This window comes from Pseudoalteromonas sp. MBR-15, from assembly GCF_053628915.1.
The window spans coordinates 326470-352750 of the sequence record NZ_JBRJHH010000001.1 but is presented as its reverse complement, the minus strand read 5'-3'; the positions used below and the strand labels follow the sequence as shown (position 1 = coordinate 352750).

The 26281-nt window shown below is 42.5% G+C and carries 24 protein-coding genes; 20 read left to right on the top strand and 4 right to left on the bottom strand.

The genetic code is table 11. The annotated features are described in order from the left end of the window. Positions 1-31 precede the first annotated feature (31 nt). Positions 32-1009, bottom strand: a complete 978-nt coding sequence (locus ACSSVW_RS01450) for a sensor domain-containing diguanylate cyclase (RefSeq protein ID WP_454178682.1) — start codon at positions 1007-1009, stop codon at positions 32-34. 93 nt (positions 1010-1102) lie between these two features. Then, complete coding sequence (locus ACSSVW_RS01445; protein ID WP_454178681.1) at positions 1103-1348, bottom strand: hypothetical protein; 246 nt, start codon at positions 1346-1348, stop codon at positions 1103-1105. A 344-nt stretch (positions 1349-1692) separates the two neighbouring features. Between ACSSVW_RS01445 and hisG the strand changes: the two genes are divergently transcribed. From hisG to ACSSVW_RS01385, 12 genes are all read left to right on the top strand, one after another. Continuing rightward, positions 1693-2592 (top strand): ATP phosphoribosyltransferase, encoded by a 900-nt coding sequence (gene hisG, locus ACSSVW_RS01440; protein ID WP_036971963.1) that lies wholly within the window; start codon positions 1693-1695, stop codon positions 2590-2592. A 6-nt stretch (positions 2593-2598) separates the two neighbouring features. Beyond that, positions 2599-3900 (top strand): histidinol dehydrogenase, encoded by a 1302-nt coding sequence (hisD, locus tag ACSSVW_RS01435; RefSeq protein WP_065979047.1) that lies wholly within the window; start codon positions 2599-2601, stop codon positions 3898-3900. Continuing rightward, complete coding sequence (gene hisC / locus ACSSVW_RS01430; RefSeq protein ID WP_454178680.1) at positions 3890-4984, top strand: histidinol-phosphate transaminase; 1095 nt, start codon at positions 3890-3892, stop codon at positions 4982-4984. Before hisD ends, hisC begins: the two co-directional genes overlap by 11 nt. Beyond that, complete coding sequence (gene hisB / locus ACSSVW_RS01425; protein ID WP_036971969.1) at positions 4984-6045, top strand: bifunctional histidinol-phosphatase/imidazoleglycerol-phosphate dehydratase HisB; 1062 nt, start codon at positions 4984-4986, stop codon at positions 6043-6045. The genes hisC and hisB overlap by 1 nt, the downstream gene beginning before the upstream one ends. Beyond that, positions 6042-6632: an imidazole glycerol phosphate synthase subunit HisH gene (gene hisH, locus ACSSVW_RS01420; RefSeq protein ID WP_036971972.1), complete on the top strand. Its 591-nt coding sequence runs from the start codon at positions 6042-6044 to the stop codon at positions 6630-6632. The genes hisB and hisH overlap by 4 nt, the downstream gene beginning before the upstream one ends. A 28-nt stretch (positions 6633-6660) precedes the next feature. Then, positions 6661-7395 carry a 1-(5-phosphoribosyl)-5-[(5-phosphoribosylamino)methylideneamino] imidazole-4-carboxamide isomerase gene (locus ACSSVW_RS01415; protein WP_278369371.1) on the top strand — a complete coding sequence of 245 codons (735 nt, stop codon included), beginning with the start codon at positions 6661-6663 and terminating at the stop codon, positions 7393-7395. Beyond that, complete coding sequence (hisF, locus tag ACSSVW_RS01410) at positions 7377-8156, top strand: imidazole glycerol phosphate synthase subunit HisF (protein ID WP_036971975.1); 780 nt, start codon at positions 7377-7379, stop codon at positions 8154-8156. Before ACSSVW_RS01415 ends, hisF begins: the two co-directional genes overlap by 19 nt. Continuing rightward, positions 8147-8761, top strand: coding sequence for a bifunctional phosphoribosyl-AMP cyclohydrolase/phosphoribosyl-ATP diphosphatase HisIE (gene hisIE / locus ACSSVW_RS01405; protein WP_036971977.1), 615 nt, complete (start codon positions 8147-8149; stop codon positions 8759-8761). Before hisF ends, hisIE begins: the two co-directional genes overlap by 10 nt. A gap of 131 nt (positions 8762-8892) precedes the next feature. Then, on the top strand, positions 8893-9630 hold the full coding sequence (locus ACSSVW_RS01400) for a hypothetical protein (protein WP_454178679.1): 738 nt from the start codon (positions 8893-8895) through the stop codon (positions 9628-9630). Positions 9631-9792: 162 nt separating this feature from the next. Continuing rightward, entirely contained in the window at positions 9793-10305 is a 513-nt protein-coding gene (locus ACSSVW_RS01395; RefSeq protein WP_075593264.1) for a hypothetical protein, read from the top strand. 51 nt (positions 10306-10356) lie between these two features. Beyond that, positions 10357-10542: a DUF1289 domain-containing protein gene (locus ACSSVW_RS01390; RefSeq protein WP_083633614.1), complete on the top strand. Its 186-nt coding sequence runs from the start codon at positions 10357-10359 to the stop codon at positions 10540-10542. Between the two features lie 64 nt (positions 10543-10606). Further along, the gene (locus ACSSVW_RS01385; protein ID WP_454178678.1) at positions 10607-11401 is read left to right on the top strand and encodes a glycosyltransferase family 25 protein; all 795 of its coding nucleotides are present in this window, start codon (positions 10607-10609) and stop codon (positions 11399-11401) included. Positions 11402-11405: 4 nt separating this feature from the next. On the opposite strand, the gene ACSSVW_RS01380 is transcribed toward ACSSVW_RS01385, so the two are convergent. Beyond that, on the bottom strand, positions 11406-13187 hold the full coding sequence (locus tag ACSSVW_RS01380) for a M61 family metallopeptidase (RefSeq protein ID WP_118844877.1): 1782 nt from the start codon (positions 13185-13187) through the stop codon (positions 11406-11408). A 203-nt stretch (positions 13188-13390) separates the two neighbouring features. Here ACSSVW_RS01380 and ACSSVW_RS01375 point away from each other — a divergent pair, with 203 nt between their 5' ends. The 6 genes from ACSSVW_RS01375 to ACSSVW_RS01350 all read left to right on the top strand — a co-directional run bounded on the left by ACSSVW_RS01375 (position 13391) and on the right by ACSSVW_RS01350 (position 20511). Further along, entirely contained in the window at positions 13391-14926 is a 1536-nt protein-coding gene (locus ACSSVW_RS01375; RefSeq protein ID WP_339612161.1) for a diguanylate cyclase, read from the top strand. A 74-nt stretch (positions 14927-15000) separates the two neighbouring features. Next, positions 15001-16344 (top strand): nucleotide 5'-monophosphate nucleosidase PpnN, encoded by a 1344-nt coding sequence (ppnN, locus tag ACSSVW_RS01370; protein WP_036971989.1) that lies wholly within the window; start codon positions 15001-15003, stop codon positions 16342-16344. A gap of 11 nt (positions 16345-16355) precedes the next feature. Next, positions 16356-17129, top strand: a complete 774-nt coding sequence (xni, locus tag ACSSVW_RS01365; RefSeq protein WP_454178677.1) for a flap endonuclease Xni — start codon at positions 16356-16358, stop codon at positions 17127-17129. A gap of 71 nt (positions 17130-17200) precedes the next feature. Beyond that, positions 17201-17584, top strand: a complete 384-nt coding sequence (locus ACSSVW_RS01360) for a DUF3192 domain-containing protein (RefSeq protein ID WP_036971993.1) — start codon at positions 17201-17203, stop codon at positions 17582-17584. A 6-nt stretch (positions 17585-17590) separates the two neighbouring features. Beyond that, positions 17591-19288, top strand: coding sequence for a hypothetical protein (locus ACSSVW_RS01355; RefSeq protein ID WP_454178676.1), 1698 nt, complete (start codon positions 17591-17593; stop codon positions 19286-19288). 215 nt (positions 19289-19503) lie between these two features. Then, on the top strand, positions 19504-20511 hold the full coding sequence (locus ACSSVW_RS01350) for an isocitrate dehydrogenase (RefSeq protein ID WP_036971995.1): 1008 nt from the start codon (positions 19504-19506) through the stop codon (positions 20509-20511). 54 nt (positions 20512-20565) lie between these two features. Here the strand turns inward: ACSSVW_RS01350 and ACSSVW_RS01345 are convergent, their stop codons facing one another. Further along, a complete protein-coding gene (locus tag ACSSVW_RS01345) occupies positions 20566-23562 on the bottom strand; it encodes an immune inhibitor A domain-containing protein (RefSeq protein ID WP_454178675.1) in 2997 nt (998 codons plus the stop codon). A gap of 476 nt (positions 23563-24038) precedes the next feature. On the opposite strand from ACSSVW_RS01345, the gene ACSSVW_RS01340 reads away from it, so the two are divergent. Both ACSSVW_RS01340 and ilvN read left to right on the top strand, forming a co-directional pair. Continuing rightward, entirely contained in the window at positions 24039-25763 is a 1725-nt protein-coding gene (locus tag ACSSVW_RS01340; RefSeq protein ID WP_075593260.1) for an acetolactate synthase 3 large subunit, read from the top strand. Further along, positions 25763-26260: an acetolactate synthase small subunit gene (ilvN, locus tag ACSSVW_RS01335; RefSeq protein WP_036972002.1), complete on the top strand. Its 498-nt coding sequence runs from the start codon at positions 25763-25765 to the stop codon at positions 26258-26260. The genes ACSSVW_RS01340 and ilvN overlap by 1 nt, the downstream gene beginning before the upstream one ends. Positions 26261-26281 lie beyond the last annotated feature (21 nt).

Below are 26281 nucleotides of genomic sequence, written 5' to 3'. Positions count from 1 at the left end.
TTGTTGAACCTAATAAAAGTTAAACATTTGACTAGGTTGGTATTAATAGGTTCTTTTTTATCACTTTTGTTTTGTACATTCGGCTATCTGCTAGCGCCAATAGGTGTGACAGTGAGCATGGTTTTTGCCTTGAAAAATTGGCAATCCCATGCGAAAAACTAAGGTTAAATTTATGCTTAAATTGGCCTGACAATTCACTAAATGATTCAGCTAATCGCTGCATAATGACTTCGCATTCTTGGGTACTCAAATCAGTAAACAAAATAACAAATTCATCGCCACTCAATCGGGCAAACAAATCTGCTTTTCTGCAACACGATGCTAGAACATTGGCGAAGCCTTTCAATACCTCATCGCCAGTAGCATGACCAAACGTATCGTTAATCGGTTTAAAATTATCGAGATCAATAAAGACCAACTTCGCTTTTAAATTTTGTCTGATACATAAATCTAAATAACGCTCAGCCGTACTGCTGAAACTTCGTCGATTAGGCAATAATGTTAACTCATCAGTTGTTGCCAATTGCATCACTGCGAGCTCTCGTTCAATAATGGCGGTAAAGTCTTTTAACACATTCGCTTGTTCTTGGGTGAACGACCGAGGCTGATGGTCAATTATGCATAAAGTGCCAATACGATTGCCTGACTGCAATGTAATAGGGCTACCAGCATAAAAACGGATATTGGGCTCACCTGTCACCAAGGGATTATCAGCAAACCTAGGGTCTAGCAATGCATCACAGACTACCAATGGACCATTATCTAAAATCGCATGGGCACAAAAAGAGATATCACGCGGTGTTTGTTTTACGCTGACCCCAATGCATGACTTGAACCACTGCCGGTGTTCATCAACAAGACTGATTAAACAAATAGGGACCGAAAAGAACTGCTGAACAAGGCGCGTTATTCTATCCAGCGCTGGATCATTTGGGGTATCTAAAATTTCGAGTGCACGAAGCTCTTCAAGGCGCGCTTTTTCACTAAATGGTACTGCTGGCTTATCCATAATATCGCCTTGAATCTGAAAATTAATTTTACTCTATAAACCTAGCACAAAGTGCTAGAAAACGAGATAAAAATAATTTTATTTTCTTAAGCATTAAGCCCATGTATCGAGGTGCTTATTGCCGTCTTCATCTTCTTCGATAATATCTTTATCCTTTTTATCAGCACTTTTATTAGCACTTTCGGCTGCTTTTTTACGCCGTTCAATTTCGCGTCTTTGCCGCTTTTCGAGTTCAATTCTCTGCACGTTCGCATCTTTTACACCCGCAATGTGGAATGCACCTTTACTCTCAAGTTGTAAACGCGTGATGCGTCCTAAAAAGGGGATCATGATATCCATTTGTACCTCCTACCCATCCACTTATTATCGACCGTTATAGCATATTCTTTAATTGCAAAAAAAAGTGCTTGCCAAAAATATTAAAAACATGTTTATCTATATGCGTAAATTATTTAAACAGATTAACGCACTGGTTTACACAAACGAGTGCAACACAGGAAAGATTATGCGCTTCAACTTGACAACTATCCATCATCACCATCATTCACCGGAATAGCCTGTCAGGTTTTTCGCTGAGAGGTTATTCCTAAAAGGAACCTCTGGCGAGTAATCAACCACATTATTTATTTTCGCCCTGAGGTTTCCTCGGGGTTTTTAGTTTTTGAATTAAAGGAAAATGAATAATGAGTAATAACAACCGTTTACGTATCGCCATCCAGAAAGGCGGCCGACTATCAAAAGACTGCCAAGAGCTTTTAAAACAGCTAGGCGTTAAATTGAATCTTCGTGAACAACGCCTAATAGCACACTCTACTAACATGCCCATTGATGTACTTCGTGTACGTGATGACGATATTCCAGGCCTAGTTATGGACGGTGTGTGTGACTTAGGTATCGTTGGCGAAAACGTGCTTGTTGAAGTACAAGCCGAGCGCGAGCGCCAAGGCGCTGCATTTGAAGTAAATAAACTGTCAAAACTTGATTTCGGCTATTGCCGCTTAGCACTAGCTTGGCCACAAGAGCTTGGTGTGCAAAAGAAGAGCTGGTTTGAAGGCAAGCGCATTGCCACTACCTACCCTGAAATTCTAGGTCAATATCTAAAACGTGAAGGCATCAACGCAAGCACAGTTATGCTAACAGGCTCTGTAGAAGTGGCTCCGCGTGCAGGCCTTGCCGATGCTATCTGTGATTTAGTGTCTACCGGTGCAACACTTGAAGCCAACGGCTTAATGCAAGGCGATACTATCCTCGAATCAAATGCCTGTTTAATCCAAAACAAAGACCTGACAGATCAAAGCAAACTTGATTTAATCAACACCCTAATGCCGCGTTTACGGGGTGTACGCCAAGCTAAAGAAAGTAAGTACATCATGCTACACGCGCCAAAAGCAAAACTCGATGAAGTGTGTGATTTACTGCCTGGCACAGGTCAACCAACATTACTTGCTTTAGCCGGTAGTGATGATTATGTGGCACTGCACATGGTGAGCAGCGAAACCTTATTCTGGGAAACGATGGAAGAGTTGAAAGCACTCGGTGCAAACTCGATCCTCGTTATGCCAATTGAAAAAATGATGGAGTAAGTATCCATGTTTCGCTGGAATGAGGAAAACCAACTCGCACAGCAAGCGGTACTTACCCGCCCTGCTGTCACGGCAAGCAAAGAGATCGAATCAATATGCATCGATATCTTAGCGGCAGTCAAAGAGCAAGGTGACGCTGCGCTTTTAAACATGGCAAAACAATTTGATAAGCGCGAAACACCGCGTTTATTAGTGCCCGTTGAAGAAATTGATCAAGCAGAACAGTTTTTATCGAGCGAATTAAAAGCCGCGATTGAAACAGCTTACGCTAATGTAAAACGCTTTCACCAAGCACAATTACCAAAAGACATTAAACTAACAACTCAACCTGGGGTGTTATGTGAGCTTAAATACCAAGCGATTGAAGCAGTGGGTATATACGTACCCGGTGGCAGTGCGCCATTACCTTCGTCGGTTATTATGCAAGGTGTCCTTGCACAATTAAGCGGTGCAAAAACTGTTGTGCTTGCAACACCTGTTAAGGGCGATGAAAGCATTAACCCTGCAATTCTCTATGCAGCTAAGCTATGCGGTATTAAAACAATTGTTGAAAGTGGCGGCGCAGGGGCAATTGCAGCGATGGCTTACGGCACTGAGTCTGTACCGAAGGTCAATAAAGTATTTGGCCCAGGCAACAGTTTTGTGACAATGGCAAAACAGCTTGTCGCCCAGACGATTCCGGGCATGGCAATTGATATGCCTGCAGGTCCTTCTGAGGTACTGGTGATTGCTGATGAACGTGCAAATCCTGAATTTATTGCTGCCGATTTATTATCGCAGGCAGAACACGGTGCTGATTCACAAGTAATCTTACTGTGTAATAGTGAGCGCATTATTGAACTTACGCAGCAAGCATTAACAACGCAGCTTGCAAAATTAAGCCGTAAAGAAACCGCTGAACAAGCCCTTGCAAATTCAAGCTTGATTTTAGTCGACTCTATTGAGCAGGCATTTGAAGTATCAGCACAATATGGTCCTGAACACCTAATTTTACAACTTGCTGATGCTCAGCCTTATTTAGGCTTAGTTAAAAATGCTGGCTCTGTCTTTGTGGGCGACTATACACCGGAATCTGCAGGCGATTATGCGTCAGGTACTAACCACGTACTACCAACGTATGGTTACAGTGCCACCTATTCGAGCTTAAACTTACTGGACTTTTTTAGAACTTACACAGTACAAACCATTAGCAAAAATGGGTTACGTGAATTATCTAAAGCAATTTTACCTTTGGCCGCAGCAGAAGGGCTTGATGCTCACGCTAATGCTGTTTCAATTCGTCTTGAGGCACTAAATAATGAGCGATAACTCAACACTTACCACACAGTTGCCAGACAACATTGCAGCCCTAACAGCTTATAGCTCAGCAAAGAGCGAGAAACTGACTGGAACAACGTGGCTAAATGCCAACGAAAGTCCCTACTCTCGCACGCCTACTGTGAGTTTGGCCGATTTAAATCGCTACCCCGATCCACAGCCAACACAGGTTATTAACCGTTACGCATGTTATGCCAACTTAGAGCCAGAGCAAGTGCTGATGACACGCGGTGCCGATGAAGGCATTGAGCTATTGGTGCGTACATTTTGCCGCCCAGCAAAAGACAGTATCGCGCTATTTTTACCAACCTATGGTATGTACAAAGTCACTGCCGACACTCACAACGTGAGCATTAACGGTCTCACCCAAGAGTTACTGTTAAAAGGCACGGTGGATGAAATTGTTGCTGCGATAGCTGACTCGAAATTAGTTTTCATTTGTAATCCTAATAATCCAACAGGCAGCATGACGAGCCTAGACAAGATCAGAAAGATTACCCAACAACTTGCGGGTAAAGCCATCGTCGTGGTAGATGAAGCTTATATAGAGTTTTGTCCAGAACACACTGCAGCAAGCTTAATTAATGAATTTAATAATCTTGTGGTGCTAAGAACCTTATCTAAAGCGTTTGCATTAGCAGGTTTGCGTACAGGCTTCACACTTGCAAACAGTGATTTACTGGCACCGATCCGTAAAGTAATTGCGCCTTATCCAGTATCAACTGTAGTCGCACGCATTGCGGCTGATGCACTCAGTAGCGATAACATCGCCTCAATGCGTCGCCAAGTTACTATATTAAATTGTTTAAAAGCCAAACTAAAAGACTGGCTTGAACAATCATCGGCCGTGGTTAAGGTGCTTAGTGGTGAAGGTAACTTTGTAACCTTAAAGCTAAAAGATAGACAGTCATTTAATATTGCATTGGCACAAGGTCTTGTGATGCGCGCATTCACTCTTTATGGTGAAAATGATTGGCTGCGCATTTCAATCGGTAATGAACAAGAATTAGAACAAGTAAAAATTTGGCTAGATGGTTTATCACTTGCCAGTAACACAGTAGAACAGGAAGTATAATGAGTAACCCGTATTTATTTATTGACCGCGATGGCACCATTATCGAAGAGCCAATCACCGATAAACAGGTAGATAGCCTCGAGAAATTAGTATTTTTACCCAATGTGATCCCTGCTCTACTGCAACTTCAAGCAGCGGGATACCGCTTAGTTATGGTATCGAACCAAGATGGACTAGGTACAGATAGCTTCCCAACGGCTGATTTTGACATTGCGCAAGACAAAATGATGAATATCCTCAACAGCCAAGGTATTCAATTTGACGAAGTACTGATTTGCCCCCACTTTGATGCAGACAATTGCAACTGCCGTAAACCTAAAACAGGGTTGCTGACTGAACTTATGCGCTCAGGCAAAGTAGATTTAGCCCGTTCATTTGTCATCGGTGACCGCCAAACAGATATAGGTCTTGCTGCTAACTTATGCTGCGAAGGCATTTTATACACCGGCAGTTGGGATGCCATTGTCACTCAGCTAACAACACAAAACCGTGAAGGTCGCATAACCCGCAACACCAAAGAAACGCAAATCGATGTGCAGGTTAATTTAGACCAAACCAAAAATGGCGACATTAGTACTGGCCTTGGCTTTTTTGATCACATGCTTGACCAAATTCGCACCCACGCCAATATCGGACTTAATGTTCAAGCCACGGGCGACTTACACATTGATGAACACCACCTCGTTGAAGACATTGGTATTGCCTTAGGGCTAGCACTTAAACAAGCGCTGGGTACAAAAACGCAAATTGGCCGTTATGGATTTGCACTACCGATGGATGAATGTAAAGCCGAGGCGCAAATAGATTTATCGGGCCGTGCATCGTTTGTGTTAAATGCCGATTTTAGCCGTGAAAAAGTCGGCGACTTAGATGTGCAAATGGTTGAGCATTTCTTTAAAAGTTTAAGTGACAACGCCGCAATGAGCCTGATTTTGTCAGTCAGCGAGGGTAACTGTCATCACCAAGTAGAAGGCTTATTTAAAGCCTTTGCCAGAGCGCTGCGCGCTGCTATCGCAAAAGATGCCACGCAACAAACTGCCAGCTCAAAGGGGTGTTTATGATTGCCATAATTAATACGGGTTGTGCCAATATCAACTCGGTGCGTTTTGCGTTTGAGCGACTCGGTCAAAATCCAGAAGTGATCACTTCACCTGAGCAACTAAAAGGCTTTGAACGTGCTATTTTACCCGGTGTAGGCCATGCTTCTGTGGCAATGAAGCGCCTAAAAGACGGTGGCTGGCAACAAGCCATTGATGAATATCAGCGTCCGCTTATGGGCATTTGTTTAGGTATGCAATTACTTTGCGAAAGCACCGAAGAAGGCAATGTTGATTGCCTAGGTAAAATCCCGGGTATTGTTAAGCAACTTGACGTAGGTACATTGACATCACCGCATATGGGCTGGAACGACCTAACAGTATTAAAAGAGCATGCGCTCACTAAAGGTTTAACAGCGCAAGATCATGTTTACTTTGTGCATAGCTTTGCTCACACCGTCAACGATGCCACGCTTGTCAGTGGTGAATACGGAAACACTTTCTCTGCGATTGTTGCAAAAGATAACTATGCAGGCATGCAATTTCACCCAGAGCGCAGTGCCAAAGTCGGCACCCGATTATTACAAAACTTTTTAGATTGGCAGCTGTAAGCGCAGCACAAAAATAAGAGACCAAAACGTGATTATTCCAGCACTTGATGTATTACAAAACCAAATTGTGCGCTTATACCAAGGTAAGTATGATACAGCACAATTTTACCCATACGAACTAGGCGCACGCTTACAAGCGTACGCAAACAGCGGTGCAGGTAAGCTGCACCTTGTAGATTTAGAGGGCGCACGCGACCCGAGCAAAAAGCAATGGCAACATATTCAAACCGCGACCAAAGCATTAAACGTCCCTTATCAGGTTGGCGGCGGTATTCGCTCTGAACACGATGTGGCCGACTGGCTAGAAGCCGGAGCTAACCAAGTTGTGATTGGTTCAATGGCCGTTGAAAAGCGCGAGCAAGTCCAAGCATGGATTGAAAAGTTTGGGGCCGAACATTTCGTGATTGCCCTTGATGTAAATAAAACCGAAAACGGCTGGGCTCCTGCCACTCACGGTTGGTTAAGTGAATCTGAGTTTGGATTATTTGAACTTGTTGATTTTTACGTAGCATTGGGCGTCATTGACTTTCTGTGCACTGATATCAGTAAAGACGGCACCATGACAGGCCCTTCATTTGCACTGTATGAAGATTTAATAAACCACAACAACCAAATAAAAGTACAAGCATCTGGCGGCGTAAGCTCGCTTGACGATATCGCCAAGCTTAAAAAACTCGGTGTGGGTGGGGTTATCTTAGGTAAGTCATTGCTTGATGGTGCCTTTAATGTTGAGGAGGCGTTAGCATGTTATCAAAACGCATAATTCCTTGCTTAGATGTCAAAGACGGCCAAGTCGTAAAAGGCGTTAAGTTTAAAGGCCACGAAGTGGTTGGTGATATTTTAACACTTGCAAAAGCATACAGCGATGCCGGTGCTGATGAACTGGTGTTTTATGAGATTAGCGCCAGTGTCGAAAAACGCCTACTTGATGTAAATTGGGTTGAGAGTATTGCCCGCCATATTGATATTCCATTTTGTGTGGCTGGTGGCATTAAATCAGTTGCCGACGCAGCGCGTGTGCTAGAGCGCGGCGCAGATAAAATCAGTATCAACAGCCCTGCCATTGCACGCCCTGAACTTATCAAAGAATTACACGATGAGTTTGGTAAACAATGTGTGGTTGTCGGCATTGATAGCTTTTACGATGAAACCACTGGCGAATATTTAGTGTACCAATTAACGGGTGACCCTAATGCATCAAGCCGTACACGATACAAAACCGAAGAATGGGTCAAGCGTGTGCAAGACCTAGGCGCAGGTGAAATCGTGTTAAACTGCATGAACCAAGATGGTGTGCGTAAAGGTTACGACAATGTTCAACTTTCTAAAATGCGCGCATTATGCGACATTCCGCTAATTGCATCAGGTGGTGCCGGCACAATGCAAGACTTTGTTGATGTATTTCAGCAAAGCCACGTTGACGGTGCACTTGCTGCCAGCGTATTTCATAAGAACGTCATTAACATTGGCGAACTAAAACAATTTTTAATCGATAATAATATAGCGGCACGACTATGCAATTAACCAAAGATAACCTTACTCAAGTCGATTTTGCCAAAAGCGAATTGATCCCAGCCATTGTGCAAGACGCACGCTCTGGGATTATTTTGATGCAAGGTTTTATGAATGCGGATGCCTTAGCCGCCACCTTCGACAAGCAAAAGGTGACCTTTTACTCACGTTCAAAGCAGCGCTTGTGGACCAAAGGCGAAACATCAGAAAACTACCTTGAAGTCGTCTCTGTTCACACCGATTGTGATTACGATTCCATTTTAGTACTCGCAAACCCATTAGGCCCAACCTGTCATTTAGGCACGCAAAGCTGCTTTGGTGATGACGCTAAACCCAGCCTAGCTTTTTTAGCTGAACTTGAACAAGTGATTGTTTCACGCAAAGACGATGACCCAAGTAAAAGCTACACAGCGTCTTTATTTTCAAAAGACTTAAGCCGTAGTTGCCAAAAAGTCGGTGAAGAAGGTGTTGAAGTAGCACTGGCAGCCATGAAGCATGACAACGATGAATTAACCAATGAATCGGCTGACTTACTGTATCACTTAACCGTGTTGTTACAGCGTCAAGGCCTTTCACTGGCTGATGTCGTGAGCTGCTTACAAGGCCGCCATAAGTAACATTAAAAGCTTAAGATGCCGCTAAAATGGCGCATCTTAAGCTATTACATAAAAATTTTAAACCCATTTAAACCTTTCTCCTCCACGTTTACGACTAAGCTAACAACACCATACATATAAAAGGGAAAGTCATGTTGAGCACAGTTAAAACGTTATCACTCATTGCCGCAGGTTTGCTATCAGCGCAAACATTCGCGTGGGGCGATATGCCTCTACAAAACACTAAAAACCTGACACTAAACGCAAAATCACTAAGCGCTCTAAAAGTAGAAGCCGGTTCAGGTTTTTTACACATAATAGGCAGTGACAGTGATGAAGTAACCGTAAAAGCTGAAATTTACCAAGATCAGCCTCACGATGAATACTGCTTAGGACTTGAGGCTAAAGGCAGTAATGCAGAGCTTTCTGCTGGCCAATGTGACTACCACACGAATAAACAAACACGCATTGATTTAACCGTCAGTATTCCACGTTCATTTAATGTCAACGTGCACGACGGCTCTGGCGAAATTATTATTCGCAAAGCTGCTAACACCGTGATCAACGATGGTTCAGGTTCCATTGAGGCAATCGACATTCAAGGCACACTTGAAATCAATGATGGCTCTGGCAGCATTAACGTAAGAAACGTCAGTCGTGATATTAAAATTCACGATGGTTCTGGCAACATTGATGTCGCACACACCCAAGGTAATATAAATGTTCACGACGGCTCTGGTGGCATCGACTTAAACGATATCGCAGGTGATGTGGTTATTTCTGACGGTTCTGGCAGCATTCGTGTTGATAAAGCAGCTAACTTTGAACTACTTAGCGATGGCTCAGGTTCAGTTAACGTAACGAATATTTCTGGTAAAACAACGTTATAAATACGCGTATGTATAATAATGTTATTCAATTGCCCCTTATTTTATGGGGCAATTTGTCATCACAAAACCTCCCGCCAATAAATCTTTATTAGCATTTTTACAAGGGCTTAGGTATCCTTTAGGAAACGTTAAAGGAACTGCTATTTAAAAGGATAGCCTGATATGAAAAAGCCACTCGCCGCCTTACTTTTTGGCCTTGTTTTAACAGGTTGTACTGGCCTTACGACCGAGCAACAAGCCGCCATAGATAATTTGACACCTTGCGAGAAGATTAATGCACTTTTAGGCGCATACGATAATCGCTTTGAAGGCTTAAAACGCAGCCGTGTGAACACAAAATACATGGAAACATGGACAGCAAAATACAACCTAATTTCCGACAACTGCCAAATTACAGCGCTTGATAATGACAATGTCACGTATCGTTGTGTAGGTAACTACGCGCAACAACAGCAAGCGGTTGCAGATCACACTCGGGCAGTCAATTTCACCCAAGCTTGTTTAGCAGATAATAACTGGCATCAAACCCAAAAAGAGTCTGCAGAATCACTGCGTACAACGTTTGTGCTTGATGAAAATACCCCCGTTATTTCTATTCATTCGGGTAAAACATTATCGCGAAAACAGCCTTGGTCAACCACTCTTGAAATTGGTAAGCCTGTTGCAGGTAAATAACCTATCGAATGCATTAAGGCCACATTGTTGTGGCCTTAACGTTTAACTCGCATGACAGACTCTAAAAAGCCAAAATCCACATATAAAACTGACTGCATTGGGCAATGCCATCGACTTAATGGCTACTGCACTGGGTGTGGCCGAACGAATGATGAAATTTTTGATTGGATCATTTTATCTGAAAAAGAAAAGTGTGCGATTTTAAATACCCCTCGCTCTGACATAAAAACGAAATAATGCTGACACCCAAGCGTCATTAAAGCTTGTTAGCCTGATTAAAACGACTCATCAGGTAAGCATAATGCCCCCTATTTTTGTAATTAACTTAGCAAGCTCAATAGAGCGACTAAACCGCGTAAGCGATGAGCTTAATGCACAGAACTTAGCATTTGAGCGCATTGATGCTGTCGATGGTAAAACATTAACAGACGCAGATATCGCCAAGCATTACAATGCACGTTTAAACCTTAAAAAGTACCACAAACCTTTAAGTCGAGGTGAAATAGGCTGTTACCTGAGTCACCGAAAAGCATGGCAAACAATCGTCGATAGGCAACTCGACTACGCCATTATTTTAGAAGATGATTTTGTGCTCGACCGCTCAATTCACAGTGCTATTGAGAACATCAATCACTTAAAACAGCCATGGCAACTCATTAAATTGGCCGCATATAAAAATCGCAATCGTGACATTGCATACGCAAAACCGCTTGCAGATGATCAGCACTTAGCAATTCATAAAAAACTCATGTCTGGCTGCTGCGCAACGGCTATTAGCTTAGCGGGGGCTAAAGCACTGCTTAAGGCCACAGACACATTTGCGCGCCCTGTAGACTGCGATTTGCAACACGTGTGGGAAACCGGCGTTTATGGCTTTTCACTCCTGCCTTACCCTGTTATACAACCTGACAGTGCGCAAAGCGATATTCGTGATAGGTCTTGTCAGGTTAAAAAGTCATTTTGGCGACGTAAAAAGCAGCAGATCCACAGTGCAATTTTAAACGCAAAATACACCAAACAGTTTGTAAAAGCCCAACAAACGCCCGACAAAAAGAAAGGAGCCGCAGCTCCTCTCTTACCAATCAAAAATCATTAAATGTTTACTTAGCTTGGTTTGGGTGGTCAACACCCATCCATGCTTTAAACAACGCCATTTGAGCAGGTGTAGCATCTTTTAATGCTGTTACTTTTTTCTCTTTATCAAAGTCTTCGCCAAGTGTGAGCGTTGTGCTTTGCAGCGCATCACGGCGGATAAAGTCAACAGTCACTGTGTCGCCCGCTTTAAACGTTTCTAAGCTTGCTTTTAAGTCTTTGCCAACATGCTTTTTGTTGAAGGCAACGATTTTATCGTCTGTTGTTAAACCTGCTTGCCATGCTGCACCACCACGACGAACATGTGTAAGTGTTAGTAACTCACCGCTATTTTTAGCGAATGAATCAATACTCGGTACTGATTTTGCGCCTTCAGGACGAGTCAAACCTAAGCCAACTTTTGCTAGCAAGGCATCAAAATCAATGGCTGCTGGCTCATCCACATTAGCTTGCCACCATGCGCTGTAATCACGACCCGTTAGCTCTTTTAAAATGGCTTTTACATCATCAGGTGTAAAACCATCAGGCAAACGATGCTTATTGTAAAGCGCACGGTGCACATCACGATAACTGATTTTGCCATCACTTTTTTCTAGCAAGTCGATATCAAGTGCCATTGAAATTAACGAGCCTTCAAGGTAGATATTAGTGCTGTAGTTGCGAGCATGGTCACCACCTTGATTGATCCACTTATCAAAGCTGGTTTCAGCGGCGCTTTGTACTTCACGACCTGGGGTTTGCAAGTGGCGGTTAATAGTTTTAGTTAGGGTATCAAAAAACTCATCCGTTTTTGCAATACCAGAGCGCACTAACAAATGATCTTCAAAGTAACTTGTAGAACCCTCTGCAATCCACAGTGTTTTCGCGTAGTTAATATTTGTGTAATCGTAAGGAGCGATGCCTTTCGGACGATACGCCTTTACATTCCATGTATGAATAAACTCATGGGCAGCAGTACTAATGAACGCTAAGTAGTCTTTACGAGAGCCAAAACGGTCACGTGGGCGCTGAATAATTGTTGAATTTAAATGCTCTGTAGCTCCTCCTGCACCAGACGTTGCATGTACCATAAATACATAACGCTCATACGGATAACTATCCCAAATTACATTACCTGTAGCCACTAGTTTTTTAAGGTCCGTTAGCATTTGCTCAACGTCGTAGTTACCGTCGCCCCAAATAACCAGCTCGTAGTCTCGGCCATCCACCGTGAATTTATGTAACTCGTTAATGCCTGTTTCAATTGGCGAGTCGACCAAAATATCGTAATCAGCCGCTTTAAAACTGTGTTTTGAACCTGCATTTTCCATACCCGAAACAGAGCGCCATGCTTTAGGCACATCAAGCTTTACCGTCACAGGATCTTGGCGAAATGATTCACTGAACATGAAAAAGCCCGATGCATCAATAAACGCATGGCTGTCATCGATGTGACGCGCGCGTTTACCTAGTTCATTGGCATAGACTTGATAATCAATATTAACGTGTGTTGGCTCATTTAAGTGAACACGCCATGTGCTGTGGTCAATTTTTTCCCATTTTAACGGCTTACCATTATCATCTTTCGCATCGAAAAAACGTACCCCATTCGCAAGGTTTAAAATTTCGTAGCGTCCAGTGCGCCATGCAGGAAGTTTTACGTCTAAATGCGCTTGGGCTGTCTCAGGAAACTCCACACTAACATTACCTAAGTGATGTTCAGGTTCAGTGATCGCCAGTGAATAGTTTACATCTGCAAACACACTGCTAGAGCATGCGGCCAAAATTGACATAGCCAAAAACTTTTTCATAACAACTCTTTTTTATTACTATCGATAATTGCGAATTAGCCTATCAACTGAGATATAAAATGTGAATTAAAAACCGATAAACTGCCGTAGCAATAAGCCTGATAGACAAAATAGTTAAGTTTTTGACTTATCACCTACATTTCACATTAAATTGTTGTAGACTTAAGGTACATAAATATAAAACTTGATGGCGGTGTAAGTAAGTGCAGCAACAGCATGATGTTCTTAATAAAAAGTTAAAGCAAGCGATCGACGCAAGGATGGTTGTCGAGGATGCGCGCAAACATCAAGTTGAAGTACTTTCACAGTTTGCGGCTAAGTTATCGCTGAGCTGTAAAGGCCTAGACATGGAGCTTGATAACCGCCTTGCCAAATACCGAAGTGCTCTAAAAAAAGGCGTTGATTTTAACCTACTAGCCCCCTTTATTGACGATGTACTCGGTTTACTCAAACACCAAGAAGCAAAACAAATTGCCTTGCAGCGCGATCTTAATAAAAGCGTATTAGATGCGGGCAAGCAGTTACAAAAAGTAAAAGGGTTACCTGATGATGCGCGCCGCTCGCTGCGCAACTTGCTTGACCGTGAGCTTGATAACATTCAATCGAACCATGATTTTGTGCCCATTTTATCCAAGCTGGTTGTTATTTATCACCAAGCCCTGCAAGCAAAGCTAGCTGAAAGTGATACCGGCGAAGCTTTAATTAAACCCGAGCTTGCCTCTGAGCTAATGACATTGGCTAATGGACTGTTATTTGAAGACGAAAGTGCTGAACAAATAAAAAATATCAGAAACCAAATTACGCGCAACGACAGCGTTGATGAGCTACTTGATGCTGCGATTGGCATCATTACCATTATTTCACAAAATATAAGTAAAGAACGCCAGTCGGCGCAGAGCTTTTTAATTTCGTTAAATCAAACAATTGAAGAGCTGCATCATTCTATCGTCTCAACCACTAAACACTCTGAGTCACTGAGTGCAGAATACGATTCACTTAATAAAAGAATCGAAAGCAAAATTAAAAATCTTAATCAGCAAACTCAACAAGCAACATCAATTTCGGCGCTTAAAGAATTAGTGGAAGAAGAGCTCAAGTCATTGAGCGATGATTTAATCACCAAAGAAAAACTTGAACACGCTGAGCGTGAAAACTTACTTGCAAGCTTTAAAGACATTAATAATCGGGTAAGTAGTCTAGAGAGTAAACTGACAACTTATAAGCAACGTTTAAACGAACAACGTTTTAAAAGTTTGCTTGATGGCTTAACGAAACTTCCGAACCGTGCCGCATTTGATGAGCGCTTTGAACATGAATACCAGTTGTTTTTATCGCAAGGTTCTGAGCTTACTTTAGTCGTTATTGATGTCGATCATTTTAAATCAATCAACGACAGATATGGCCACAGTGCAGGCGATAAAACACTTCAGGTGCTCGCTAAAGCGCTGCAAAAATCAATTAGAAAGTCTGACTTTATAGCCCGTTACGGCGGTGAAGAGTTTGTACTTTTAATGACCGGCATGCCGCTTGAAAAAGCCGTAGCCCCCTTAGAAAAACTACGAAAAACAATTCAAAGTATCCCATTCAAATTTAAAGATACGCAAGTTGAAATTACGATTTCAATTGGCGCGACTCAACTAAAAAAAGGCGATACGCAATTGATTGCCTTTGACCGAGCTGATGAAGCGCTTTATACAGCTAAAAATGAAGGACGAAATAGAGTTTGCATTAGCAAATAAAGACCTCATGTATACCTTACTTAGGGTCTTTAATACATATTAGACAGGCTCATTGACGAGCTAGGAGAGTGCTTATGTTAAAACAACTGAATCCTACCGGTGTACTGGATTTACTATCACAACTAGAAGTTGATCTACTCGAACAATCATCCACCAGCGAGCGTTATAAATTATTTAGGAACTGCGTGCTCGCTGTTCTCAATGTGGGTAGCCACACAGACTCAAGTTCTGAAATTTACGACAAATATGAAAATTTCGACATTCGCTTATTAAGCCGTGAGCGCGGTATTAAAATTGAATTAGAGAATCCACCAGAATCCGCGTTTGTCGATGGCGAAATAATCACGGGTATTCACGAACATATTTTCTCAGTGATCCGTGACATCCTGTTTATTTGCCAAAAATACGAAAAAGATCTAACAGAGCAAAAGGCCATTACCCATATGGTATTCGACATGCTCAGAAACGCAGGAGCACTCAGAGTTAATAGCGATCCTAGTATGATTGTATGCTGGGGAGGCCACTCTATTAACGAAGTCGAATATAAATACACCAAACAGGTGGGTTACGAGTTAGGCTTGCGTGGTTTAAATATTTGCACCGGTTGCGGCCCAGGTGCAATGAAAGGCCCCATGAAAGGGGCGACCATTGGCCATGCTAAACAGCGTATTACCGACAACCGATATTTAGGCTTAACGGAGCCTAGTATCATTGCCGCTGAGCCACCTAACCCTATCGTGAATGAGCTGGTTATACTGCCTGACATCGAAAAACGTTTAGAGGCTTTTGTACGTTCTGCGCATGGTATTATTATTTTCCCTGGTGGCGCGGGCACTGCTGAAGAGTTGCTCTATTTATTAGGCATCTTATTGCACCCTGAAAACGAGAAGCAATGTTTACCCGTTATTCTCACAGGGCCTAAACAAAGTGAAAACTACTTTATTGAGCTTTGTAAATTTGTTGAAAACACACTCGGCAAAAAAGCCCTTGATAAATTTGACGTCATAATTGATGACCCTGAACGTGTTGGCAGAACCCTTAAAGCTAAAATGGCAGACGTACGCGAATACCGTAAAAGCCAAGGTGATGCCTACTACTTTAACTGGACATTAAAAATTGATAACGATTTTCAGCAGCCGTTCGCGCCGACACATGCTAATATGGCAAGCTTAGATTTACATTTAGATCAACCTACTCAACAACTTGCAGCTAATCTACGACGCGCATTTTCGGGTATTGTTGCTGGCAATGTAAAAGATGAAGGCTTACAGGCGATTAAACAGTACGGCCGCTTTGTACTCAGTGGCGAGCCTGCATTAATGGCCGATATGGATAAACTGCTTGCCGCTTTTGTTGAGCAAGGTCGTATGAAGTTACCTGGCAGCAAGTATATCCCTTGCTATGAAATCAAAGCATAACTGGAGAACATGTGACAACCCAATTACTTTTAATAGATGCGTTAAACCTTATTCGGCGCATCTATGCCGTTGATAGTAATCAGAGTCATCACAGTGAAGAGCATATGATTAAAGCAAGCTGTGCCCGCGTGGCACATGCTTGTAAAAAATTACTAAGTCAATGCAACGCCACCCATGCAATTGCGGTGTTTGATGGCGATAAAAGCTGGCGATATCATTACTACGCTGCTTACAAAAGCACGCGTTCCCCCATGCCTGATACACTAAAAAACAATTTAGCGCGTTTTAAACACGCTATCGAAGAGACCGGTATCGTGGTGTTCTCGCCTGAGAACGACGAAGCAGACGATATCATTGCCACGCTTGCCTACAAAGCAGCATCAAATAATGTCTCGTCCACTATTGTGTCTACCGATAAAGGCTTTTTACCGTTTTTATCAGCGCATATCGCCATATTCGATTACTTTAAAAAACACTATATTGAGCATCAAGACATTAAACAGCGGTTTAATGTCCCCCAGCATCGACTTATTGACTTTTGGGCACTTGCAGGTGATAAAACCAATGATATACCGGGCGTTAAAGGAATTGGTAATAAATCGGCTGAGCAATTAATTAATGACTATGAGTCGATTGAAACGGCCATGATGGACGACGCACTCAATGCCACTTTAAAACGTAAGTTAACCGCTGATATGGATAAGCTGATTATCTCTAGAAATTTAGTAATGTTACGAACAGATATAAACTTAGGCTTTAGTTTAAAGCAGTTAAGGCTCAATTAGTCGCAATCTCGTAGCACAGTTTATCAACTGCGCGTATACTGAAAATTCGTGTTTGTTTTATAGAGTTACACATGATTAAAAAGGTTTTCCAATATCTGGTATTAGGGTTAGGTGTTTACGCACTTATAGCAGCCCTAGTGATCACTTTTTATAAAGATGATCCGCAAGCCATGATCTGGCAAGACCGTGAAGCCTTCAACAAACGCTACATCGCCAAGCTTTCAATAGAAAAACCCGAAAACCTCAATGCCGTGCTTGATTATTTAGGTAGCCCCGATTTAACCTATGCAAAACGCGTTGAAGACAATGTATGGCAAATTATTTTTTATCGCACTCAACATGTTAAATCAGATGGCATAACCACGATTGATGAGTGTACAGGCTTACTGTTTAAAAATGGCCAACTTGTATTATGGGGGCCCAGTGCCTATGAAAGTTATCAGCAAGAAAGTTAGCACACAATGATGGACACTGTGACGCCGCGGGAATTGGCACGCTTATTCGATAGCACACATCAGCTACTTAACCTGTATTATCAAAAACGTAAATGGTCACAAATTTACCCATTACTCAGTAATCTTGCTGAGCGTTATTACCTGGTATACCAAACATACCCTAAAAGTCTGCAGGCACAACTTAACTTATACGTCGCAGCCCATGGTTACACAACGAACCTGGTTGTTAACCAGTGTGTCATTGCGTGCATAATGTGCCATAGCCTCAATTATAATAAAGCAGTAAGTGAGCAAATTATAAGTTGCTGTCTTGCTAATTATTTATGTGTGCAATCACAAAGTAATAAGCTCGCATCAGGGCAAACACTGACCGAGCAAGACAAAAAACTGTGGCATTGTCGTCATCAACTTGCTGTAAAATTGCTCCATGCAGCGGGCCCAAATACGGTTTCAATTCAGCACTTATTAGCGCGTTTAAATAAATATAAGCAAGCCTTACTCAGCGCACCAAAAGTGATGATTTACGATGGTGCGACAACCCTTGTTGCACTCGCTAATATCATCGCGATGAATACTACCTACCGAGAGTCCGGTGGCCATATTAGTGTGCATAAAGCATTGGCCGATATTTACCTTCGTACACCTAATGAGTTTGCGCAAAATGCAATTAAAGCCTTTATTGCACATATCGGTCCGTACATTCCCGCAAGCGAAGTGAAGTATGCCGAGCAAACCTTAATATACCTAACGACTGACGAGCAACATCGGCATATTTTAATTGATGTGTCTCAACCTGAAAAAATTCGTTGGCATCGATTTAAAGCCCCCCTGTCAATTATTGATAAACAACGTGTTTGCAATGATTCACGCTTGCTTTATACCGTTTGGTTTAGTGAAAACATCAATTTTGTGCTGCCTCCCCCAGCAAATCAGCGTCGCCAGCAACAGTATCTAACACTGATCAGCGAACTTAAAATAGCAAAAGAGTACAGTTATCGGGCGTTAAACAAATTACTGAGTCCATACCCTGAACTTATTCACCAGCTTACGTACGCTGTTAAGCCTTATAATAAAGAGCACCAACGCGCAAAAGATTTACGCCATTGCTTATCGATGGTGGGCTATGACAATGCGCCAGCGATTATCCAGAAAGTATTGTTTCAGCGCTTAGTTGCCACCACATCGCACCCTTTATATCCGCACATAGCCAAACGCCTTGAAAACATAGTACGGATTATTCAAGCACTGTTTAAACACTCACCTATTCAGCAATTTGAGCAAGTCACCTTGCCCTTATATGCCTATGTCTTGTATCTGTGTGAGAATCAGGCAACAAGTATGTCACGCAAAACCGTGTTTGAACACGCAGAAGAGCATACGGTAAGCCCTCCACTTGCGTGCTTGTTTGGGATTAACACGCTTGATTTGGCTCCCCTGAGCGAATACCTTACCCAGTTAATCGGCGATAATCCTTGGACACAGCATTTACTTAACAGTGAGCAATTAAAAAAACAACAATTACAACAGAATGAAAAGCTTTGGATAGCAGTAAAATTGTTCAGTTATTATGTATTTCAACCTAAGGCTATGTTTAGTAGTTGGCAAGAAAACATTATCGCTGAAACATTAACGACGGTCGGTTGGCAGTCAAAAGCGGATTTTTATTCATACCTTCGTACATGCGAGTTTGCTGATAATTTTTAAAAAATGGTGCTAAAACGTTCGAAGTCGTTAAGAAAATATGAACTTTCGTCTATTTATAGTCAGTATTCACAGTATAAACTGGCAAAAAGCTGAATAAATTGCTATAAAAGCCGCTTAAATTTTCAAACACATCCACGTAAATCCTCTAACAAGTAAATCGCGCTCATTTTCGCGATGTATTTACGTGTATATCTACTCATAAATAGGAAAAGTAAATGGCTAAACAAACCATCACAGTGATCAAAGGCGACGGCATTGGTCCTAGCATTATTGATTCAGCACTTGAGATCCTAAATGCCGCAGGTTGCGATTTTGATTATGAATTCGTTGATGCTGGCCTTGCTGCCCTAGAGAAAACTGGTGAGTTGCTTCCTCAAGAAACAATCGACACTATCGCACGTAACAAGATCACTTTAAAAGGCCCATTAACGACGCCAGTAGGTGAAGGTTTTACGTCTATCAACGTGACACTTCGTAAACAATTTGGCCTTTATGCTAACGTACGCCCAGTTAAATCATTTGAGGGTACTAAAGCGCGTTACGATAATATCGATATCATCACTGTTCGTGAAAACACGCAAGGTATGTACTCAGGTCTTGGTCAAGTAGTATCTGAAGACGGTAACGAAGCTGAAGCATTATCAAAAATCACCCGTGAAGGCGCTGAAAAAATTGTTACATTCGCATACGAACTTGCAGTCCGTGAAGGCCGTAAAAAAGTAACCGCTGTTCACAAAGCAAATATCCTTAAATCAACATCGGGTTTATTCTTGAAAGTTGCACGTGAAGTAGCAGAACGTTACCCACAAATCGAATCAACAGAGATGATTGTTGACGCAACATGTATGAAACTAGTCATGACCCCAGATGAGTTTGACGTTATCGTTACAACTAACTTATTCGGCGACATTTTATCTGACTTATGTGCTGGTCTTGTTGGTGGTCTTGGTATGGCTCCAGGTGCAAACATCGGCGAAGATGCCGCTATCTTTGAAGCAGTACACGGTAGTGCGCCAGACATCGCAGGCAAAAACCTTGCTAACCCGACGTCAGTTATCTTAGCATCAATCCAAATGCTTGAGCACTTAGGTATGGCTGACACAGCAGAACGTATTCGCAGTGCAGTCGCTGACGTTATCAAAACAGGTGACCGAACAACGCGTGACCTTGGCGGCAGCCACGGTACAACAGACTTCACACAAGCAGTGATTGAACGTCTATAATTAGCTGTATGCTAACTAATAAAAAAGCCAGTTTTTTAACTGGCTTTTTAATGCTTAAAATTTGCCGTACCTGCGTATAATCAGCGGACTAAAAATCAGTAATAACCACCAGATAGCCCCGCCACTTGATCCCGAATTACTCTGTGTTTTAACAACCGTGACTGATAAGCTTGTTTGTTTTACAGCCTGCGTTTGGGTGTCTGTTACTGTTAACGTGACTGCGTACGTCCCCTCATTTGTGTATTGGTGTGTCGGCGATGCTGAGGTACTTGTACTGCCATCGGCAAAGTCCCACTGATAGCGATATTGCCCTGTACCACCACTTATTTGACTTGAAAACTGCACGTTTAAACCTTGTGCATTAAACCGAGCACTGGCATTTAAAGGCACATCCACAGTGACTGCAAATTGCGAAGATGTTGACTCCATGTTGGCATCAACCACCGTGACATTCACATCAAAGCTACCCGACAACGCATATTGATAACTGACCGTTGCCGTTGATGCAGCACCTCCGTCGGCAAAATCCCAGCTATACTGATACGGTGCAATGCCCCCTTGTGCAGTGGCTGTCGCAACCAGTAAACCATTTTCATTCGCTGTAACCGAAAGGCTAAGTGTTAGCGGCTCACTAACAATAATTTCTTTGTTTAACCGCGTAACCTCTCCTGACTCAGTCGTACGCTCAAAAACGACAGTATAGCGGCCATATTCTGCATATTGATGGGTTGGCGCGAGCACCGTTGACTGCTCGCCATCACCAAACGACCACAGAAAAGTATCGGTTTCATTTAAAATAAGACCGTTGATACTAAACGACACATCTCGGTCGCTACGTTGGGCACTAATACCAGAAGTTGCATCATAGTTAAGCTCTACATTCACTTCACTGCTATCCGTTGCTTGCGACACAATGCGCCAACCGAAGCCCAATGAAGGTACATTAACCCCCGACGCAGGCTGAATAGGGAAGCTGTAATCTTGAGCATCTGAAAATGAGCTAATTGCTAATAGGTGCTCATCTCCCAAGCCCTGGCGTTGATCATACAAACTAAATGCCGCATCGCGCACTTGAATATCAGTATTGGCAGGGCCTGATGTTGTGCCCTTACGAATCGTATTTTGGTCAGCATCAACCACAAGTGCAAAGCCTTCACCTGGGTGAGAAGCTGTGTTGTTATTTTGCTCAGCAGGGTCAACATACCACAACAATACCCCTGGAGAGTAAGACTCAAACTGGAGGCCACTGTCAATGCCGGCATAATCTCTTAGCTGTAAAAAGTAATGTGTTGGTTGCTGATAAACGTACTCACCAATACGTGAGAAACCTGCTAGTTGAGCGATTGATGATTGCTCTGCATCATCTTTAAATACAACGGTATTCCCCTGTGTGATAGTTAAGTCGTCAACCACAATGCCATAAAAGTGTATGTTCACATCGGTGACATACGTAATTTCAAGCTCGATTGTTTGCCCTTCATAAGCAGACAAATCAAATCGCATATCAAGGTGACCGTGCGGCAACTTTGCGCCATCTTTAAATTGCGAGTCGCCACTTAAATAAGGACCAATGTCACCATAGTGTGGGTTTATCGCCTTGGTATAGCTATTAGCAAGTGCAACACCATTTACTTTAATTTGTGCATAGTCGTAGTCTTGTTCAATGCTAAAATGTGATAACAACGCAAGCTCGGTACTGCCAGCAGTAGAGGGTAATGTAATGCGTTGCTTGTAACTGTGTACAAGCTCATTCCCTTTACCTGAGTAATACTGATAGCGCCCTTGTAACGGTGCTTTAAAGCTTTCTAATTTAGCGGGTAAGGTGACCTTTAACTGATTTACGCCAGAACTAAAGCTACTCGACGCTTTTAAATTATGTTCAGAGTCTGTATTTACGTCGGCTAAGTCAATTTCGGTTTGATGTAGCCAATTTCCTTTGTAACGTGTTTGCAAGTAGTCAAGCGCGTACGCACTAAACATCACTGGCGCTGAACCTCTTGGCGACCCAGCCCAACTCCCGCCGGCCATAATAGACCAAGACGCAACAGGTTCACCAATTGCGCTGCCCATTAAGTCATATTCATCAGGCAATCCAAGATCGTGACCAAACTCATGAGCAACAACCCCAATTCCCGCATCGATGGGATTAATCGTGTAGCCAAATAATTTCACATTACTGCCAGCAACAGCAGCGGGTTGGTTCGCATTGTTTGTAACGAAAAAACGGTGTGACCAAATAGCATCGGTGCCCAGTACTCCACCACCCGCTTCTTCCCCAATACTAGAGTGAAACACCATTACATGATCGATAATCCCATTAGGTTCGTTTGTAATACCGTCACCATCAATATCATCGAGATCAGTTAAATCGTAGTCTTGTAAATTAATATTAAAGGTTGCAACGGCTTTTTCTACCGCTTCTAATATAAGATCTGGGGCGTTTAGATCACGAATGTCACCTTCTCGCTCACCGTAAAACTTAGCCGGCTTATCTGCACTCACCCACCCATAAACATCTCCTGTAAATGCAAAGCTTTCACCTGATGCTTGTTGATAATAATGATGAACCGTGTTTAACGATTGACCCGATGGTCCCGGGTACGATGTGTCATTAAAGAGCATTTGTTGATAGTGAGCTTGGCTGTAATCGCTGTAGTACATGGGTGTATCTTCAGCAGTGAGTTGATTATTGTCGTAAGGCAAGTCAGGAAAGTCGATTAAGATTGCCAATACTTTAACGTTTGTTTTGTCATCGGTTGGGATTAACGATACAAAATTTGTGAACTTATTATCAAGCACTGCTTTATTGTGCACCTTTGCGGGGTCTAACACTCTGGGTTTAATCGCAACGCGTTGAGCTGTATTCACTTGCCCAATATAGTCTTCTAAAGCAGCTTGCTCGTCGCGCTGATTAAGTTCACCGCGTTTTTTCAGCCAATACACTATTTGTTCTTTATTGATCAAGCCAATATCATGAGTCGCTACAGGCTTTGCAAACACCGAAAAGCTCGACAACAAACACACGCCTGCTAAATAATTAATAAATCTCACAATTAATACCCTACCCCAGTTTCGTATATGGCTAATCATAGCTAAGTTATGCATAAATAACATGACCTTAGGTTATTTATTACAGACACTTAACGCTTGCCACACGAACAATTTAATGCATAGTTACACCTTAATATACGTGCTAAAAATGAATTTAGATGCAATAAATACAAATTACCGCGTCAAAAAAGAAAAATTAATGCAAAAAGATGCTTTTGCGGTTGACATCAGTTTCCAAAAGGCTTAAAAATAACCCTAACAAATTTTAAACAGTAGCCGTCTAGTCGGCTGTTATTTTTTATAAAGAAAAAAACAATGAATTTTCGCAGCCATCTTTTAGTCGTCAATGTACTCGTACTGGTCTTAGTAAAAAGCCCAGCGGGGACGTATTAAAAGATGAAAGCACGCTTTTAAAAACCCCCGCCATTTGCGGGGGTTTTTTTATGCTCTTGTAGCTAGCACACAGAGGAATGAGGATGAGTACAGCAGAATATAATGGATCCGAACTTGTTGTTCGGGCACTTAAAGAATTAAAGGTTAAATATATCTTTGGCTACCCAGGCGGGTCAGTGCTGGATTTATACGACGCACTTTTTCAACAAGATGATATCGAACATATCTTAGTACGTCATGAACAAGCAGCCACGCATATGGCCGATGGTTATGCCCGAGCAACGGGCGATGTCGGTGTGGTGCTTGCAACTTCGGGTCCTGGAGCAACAAACTGCATTACCGGTATTGCTACCGCTTATATGGACTCCATTCCTATGGTTGTGTTGTCTGGTCAAGTACCCACAGGACTGATTGGCGATGACGCCTTTCAAGAGACCGATATCGTTGGCTGCTCTCGTCCGATTGTAAAGCACAGCTTTAACTGTCGAAGCGCAAAGGAAATCCCGGCCATTCTTGCCAAAGCATTCTACATAGCCAGCACAGGGCGTCCTGGTCCTGTTGTGGTTGAATTGCCAAAAGACATGCTAAACCCAGCCATTAAATTTCCATTTGATTTTCCAAAAACAACAGAGCTTCGCACATACAACCCAAATACCAAGGGTCATTCAAAGCAAATTCGTAAAGCTGTCACTGCCATTCTAGAAGCGAAAAAGCTTGTTATTTATTCTGGTGGCGGCATTATTCTCTCGAATACATCAGAGCAATTAACCCATCTTGTAGAGTCACTTAATGCCCCCATTACAAATACATTAATGGGACTAGGTGGTATTAGCGGCACACACCCTAACTTTATCGGTATGTTGGGTATGCACGGCAGTCTAGAGGCAAATAAAGCGATGGCCCATGCCGACGTTATTTTAGCGTTAGGGGCACGATTCGATGATCGGGTAACCAATAATGTAAAAAAATTCTGCCCGAACGCCACTATTGTTCATGTTGATGTTGACCCTACATCGATTTCAAAAACCATAAAAGCACATATTCCTGTCGTTGGTTGCTTACAAACGGTACTTGAACAATTACAAAGCGCAATAGATAAAAGCTCCATTGCGATTGACCGTTCTGCACAAGAGGATTGGTGGCGACAAATTATTAGCTGGCGAGAGCAAAAGTGTCTGAGCTACAGCACCGATGGCGATAAAATTAAACCGCAAGCGGTTATAGAAGCAATTTACAAAGCAACCAATGGCGATGCGTATGTCAGCTCTGACGTAGGCCAACATCAAATGTTTGCAGCTCAGTACTACCCGTTTAAACACCCGCGCCAATGGATTAACTCTGGAGGCCTTGGCACGATGGGCTTTGGCTTGCCTGCGGCTATGGGTGTAAAACTGGCTTTCCCAGACAAAGAATCAATTTGTGTTACCGGTGATGGCTCGATTCAAATGAATATTCAAGAGCTTTCGACTTGCTTGCAATATAACCTTGCTGTGAAAGTCGTGTCACTTAATAACCGTTCACTAGGCATGGTTCGCCAATGGCAAGACATGATGTATTCAGGGCGTCACTCATCATCGTACATGGAATCATTACCTGATTTTGTAAAACTGGTTGAAAGCTATGGCCATGTCGGTATTCGCGTAGATCATATTGATGAACTACAACCAGCCATTGACAAAGCGATGTCGATTAACGACCGATTAGTATTCTTAGATATTTGTGTTGATGAAAAAGAGCATGTTTACCCAATGCAAATAAAGCTAGGGGCTGTGGATGACATGTGGTTACGTAAAGGAGTAAAAGCATAATGCGCCGTATTTTATCGATTTTATTAGAAAACGAACCAGGTTCACTGTCTCGCATTGTTGGCTTATTTTCACAGCGCGCTTACAACATTGATAGCCTGACAGTGGGCACCACTGATGACCACTCACTTTCACGTATCACTATCACCACAATGGGTGATGACCGCATTGTTGAGCAAATCACAAAGCAAGTAAATAAACTTGTGGATGTACTTAAAATCATTGATTTAACAGAAATGGCACACATCGAGCGTGAGTTATTGTTAGTTAAAGTCTTTGCTCAAGATGAAAACACCCGTGCCGCAGTCACGCGCGTTGTCGATGTGTTTCAAGGTGCCATACTCGATATGGGCCGCCACAGCTATACATTACAGCTTGTCGCAAGTACCGAGAAAATAGAATCGTTCTTGGACACGCTTCGCCATGAAACAGACTTAATTGAAGTCGTGCGTTCGGGTGCGGTCGGCATTGGTCGAGGTGATAAGGCGTTAAAGGCATAAGCCTTTACCGCTTTATTACAG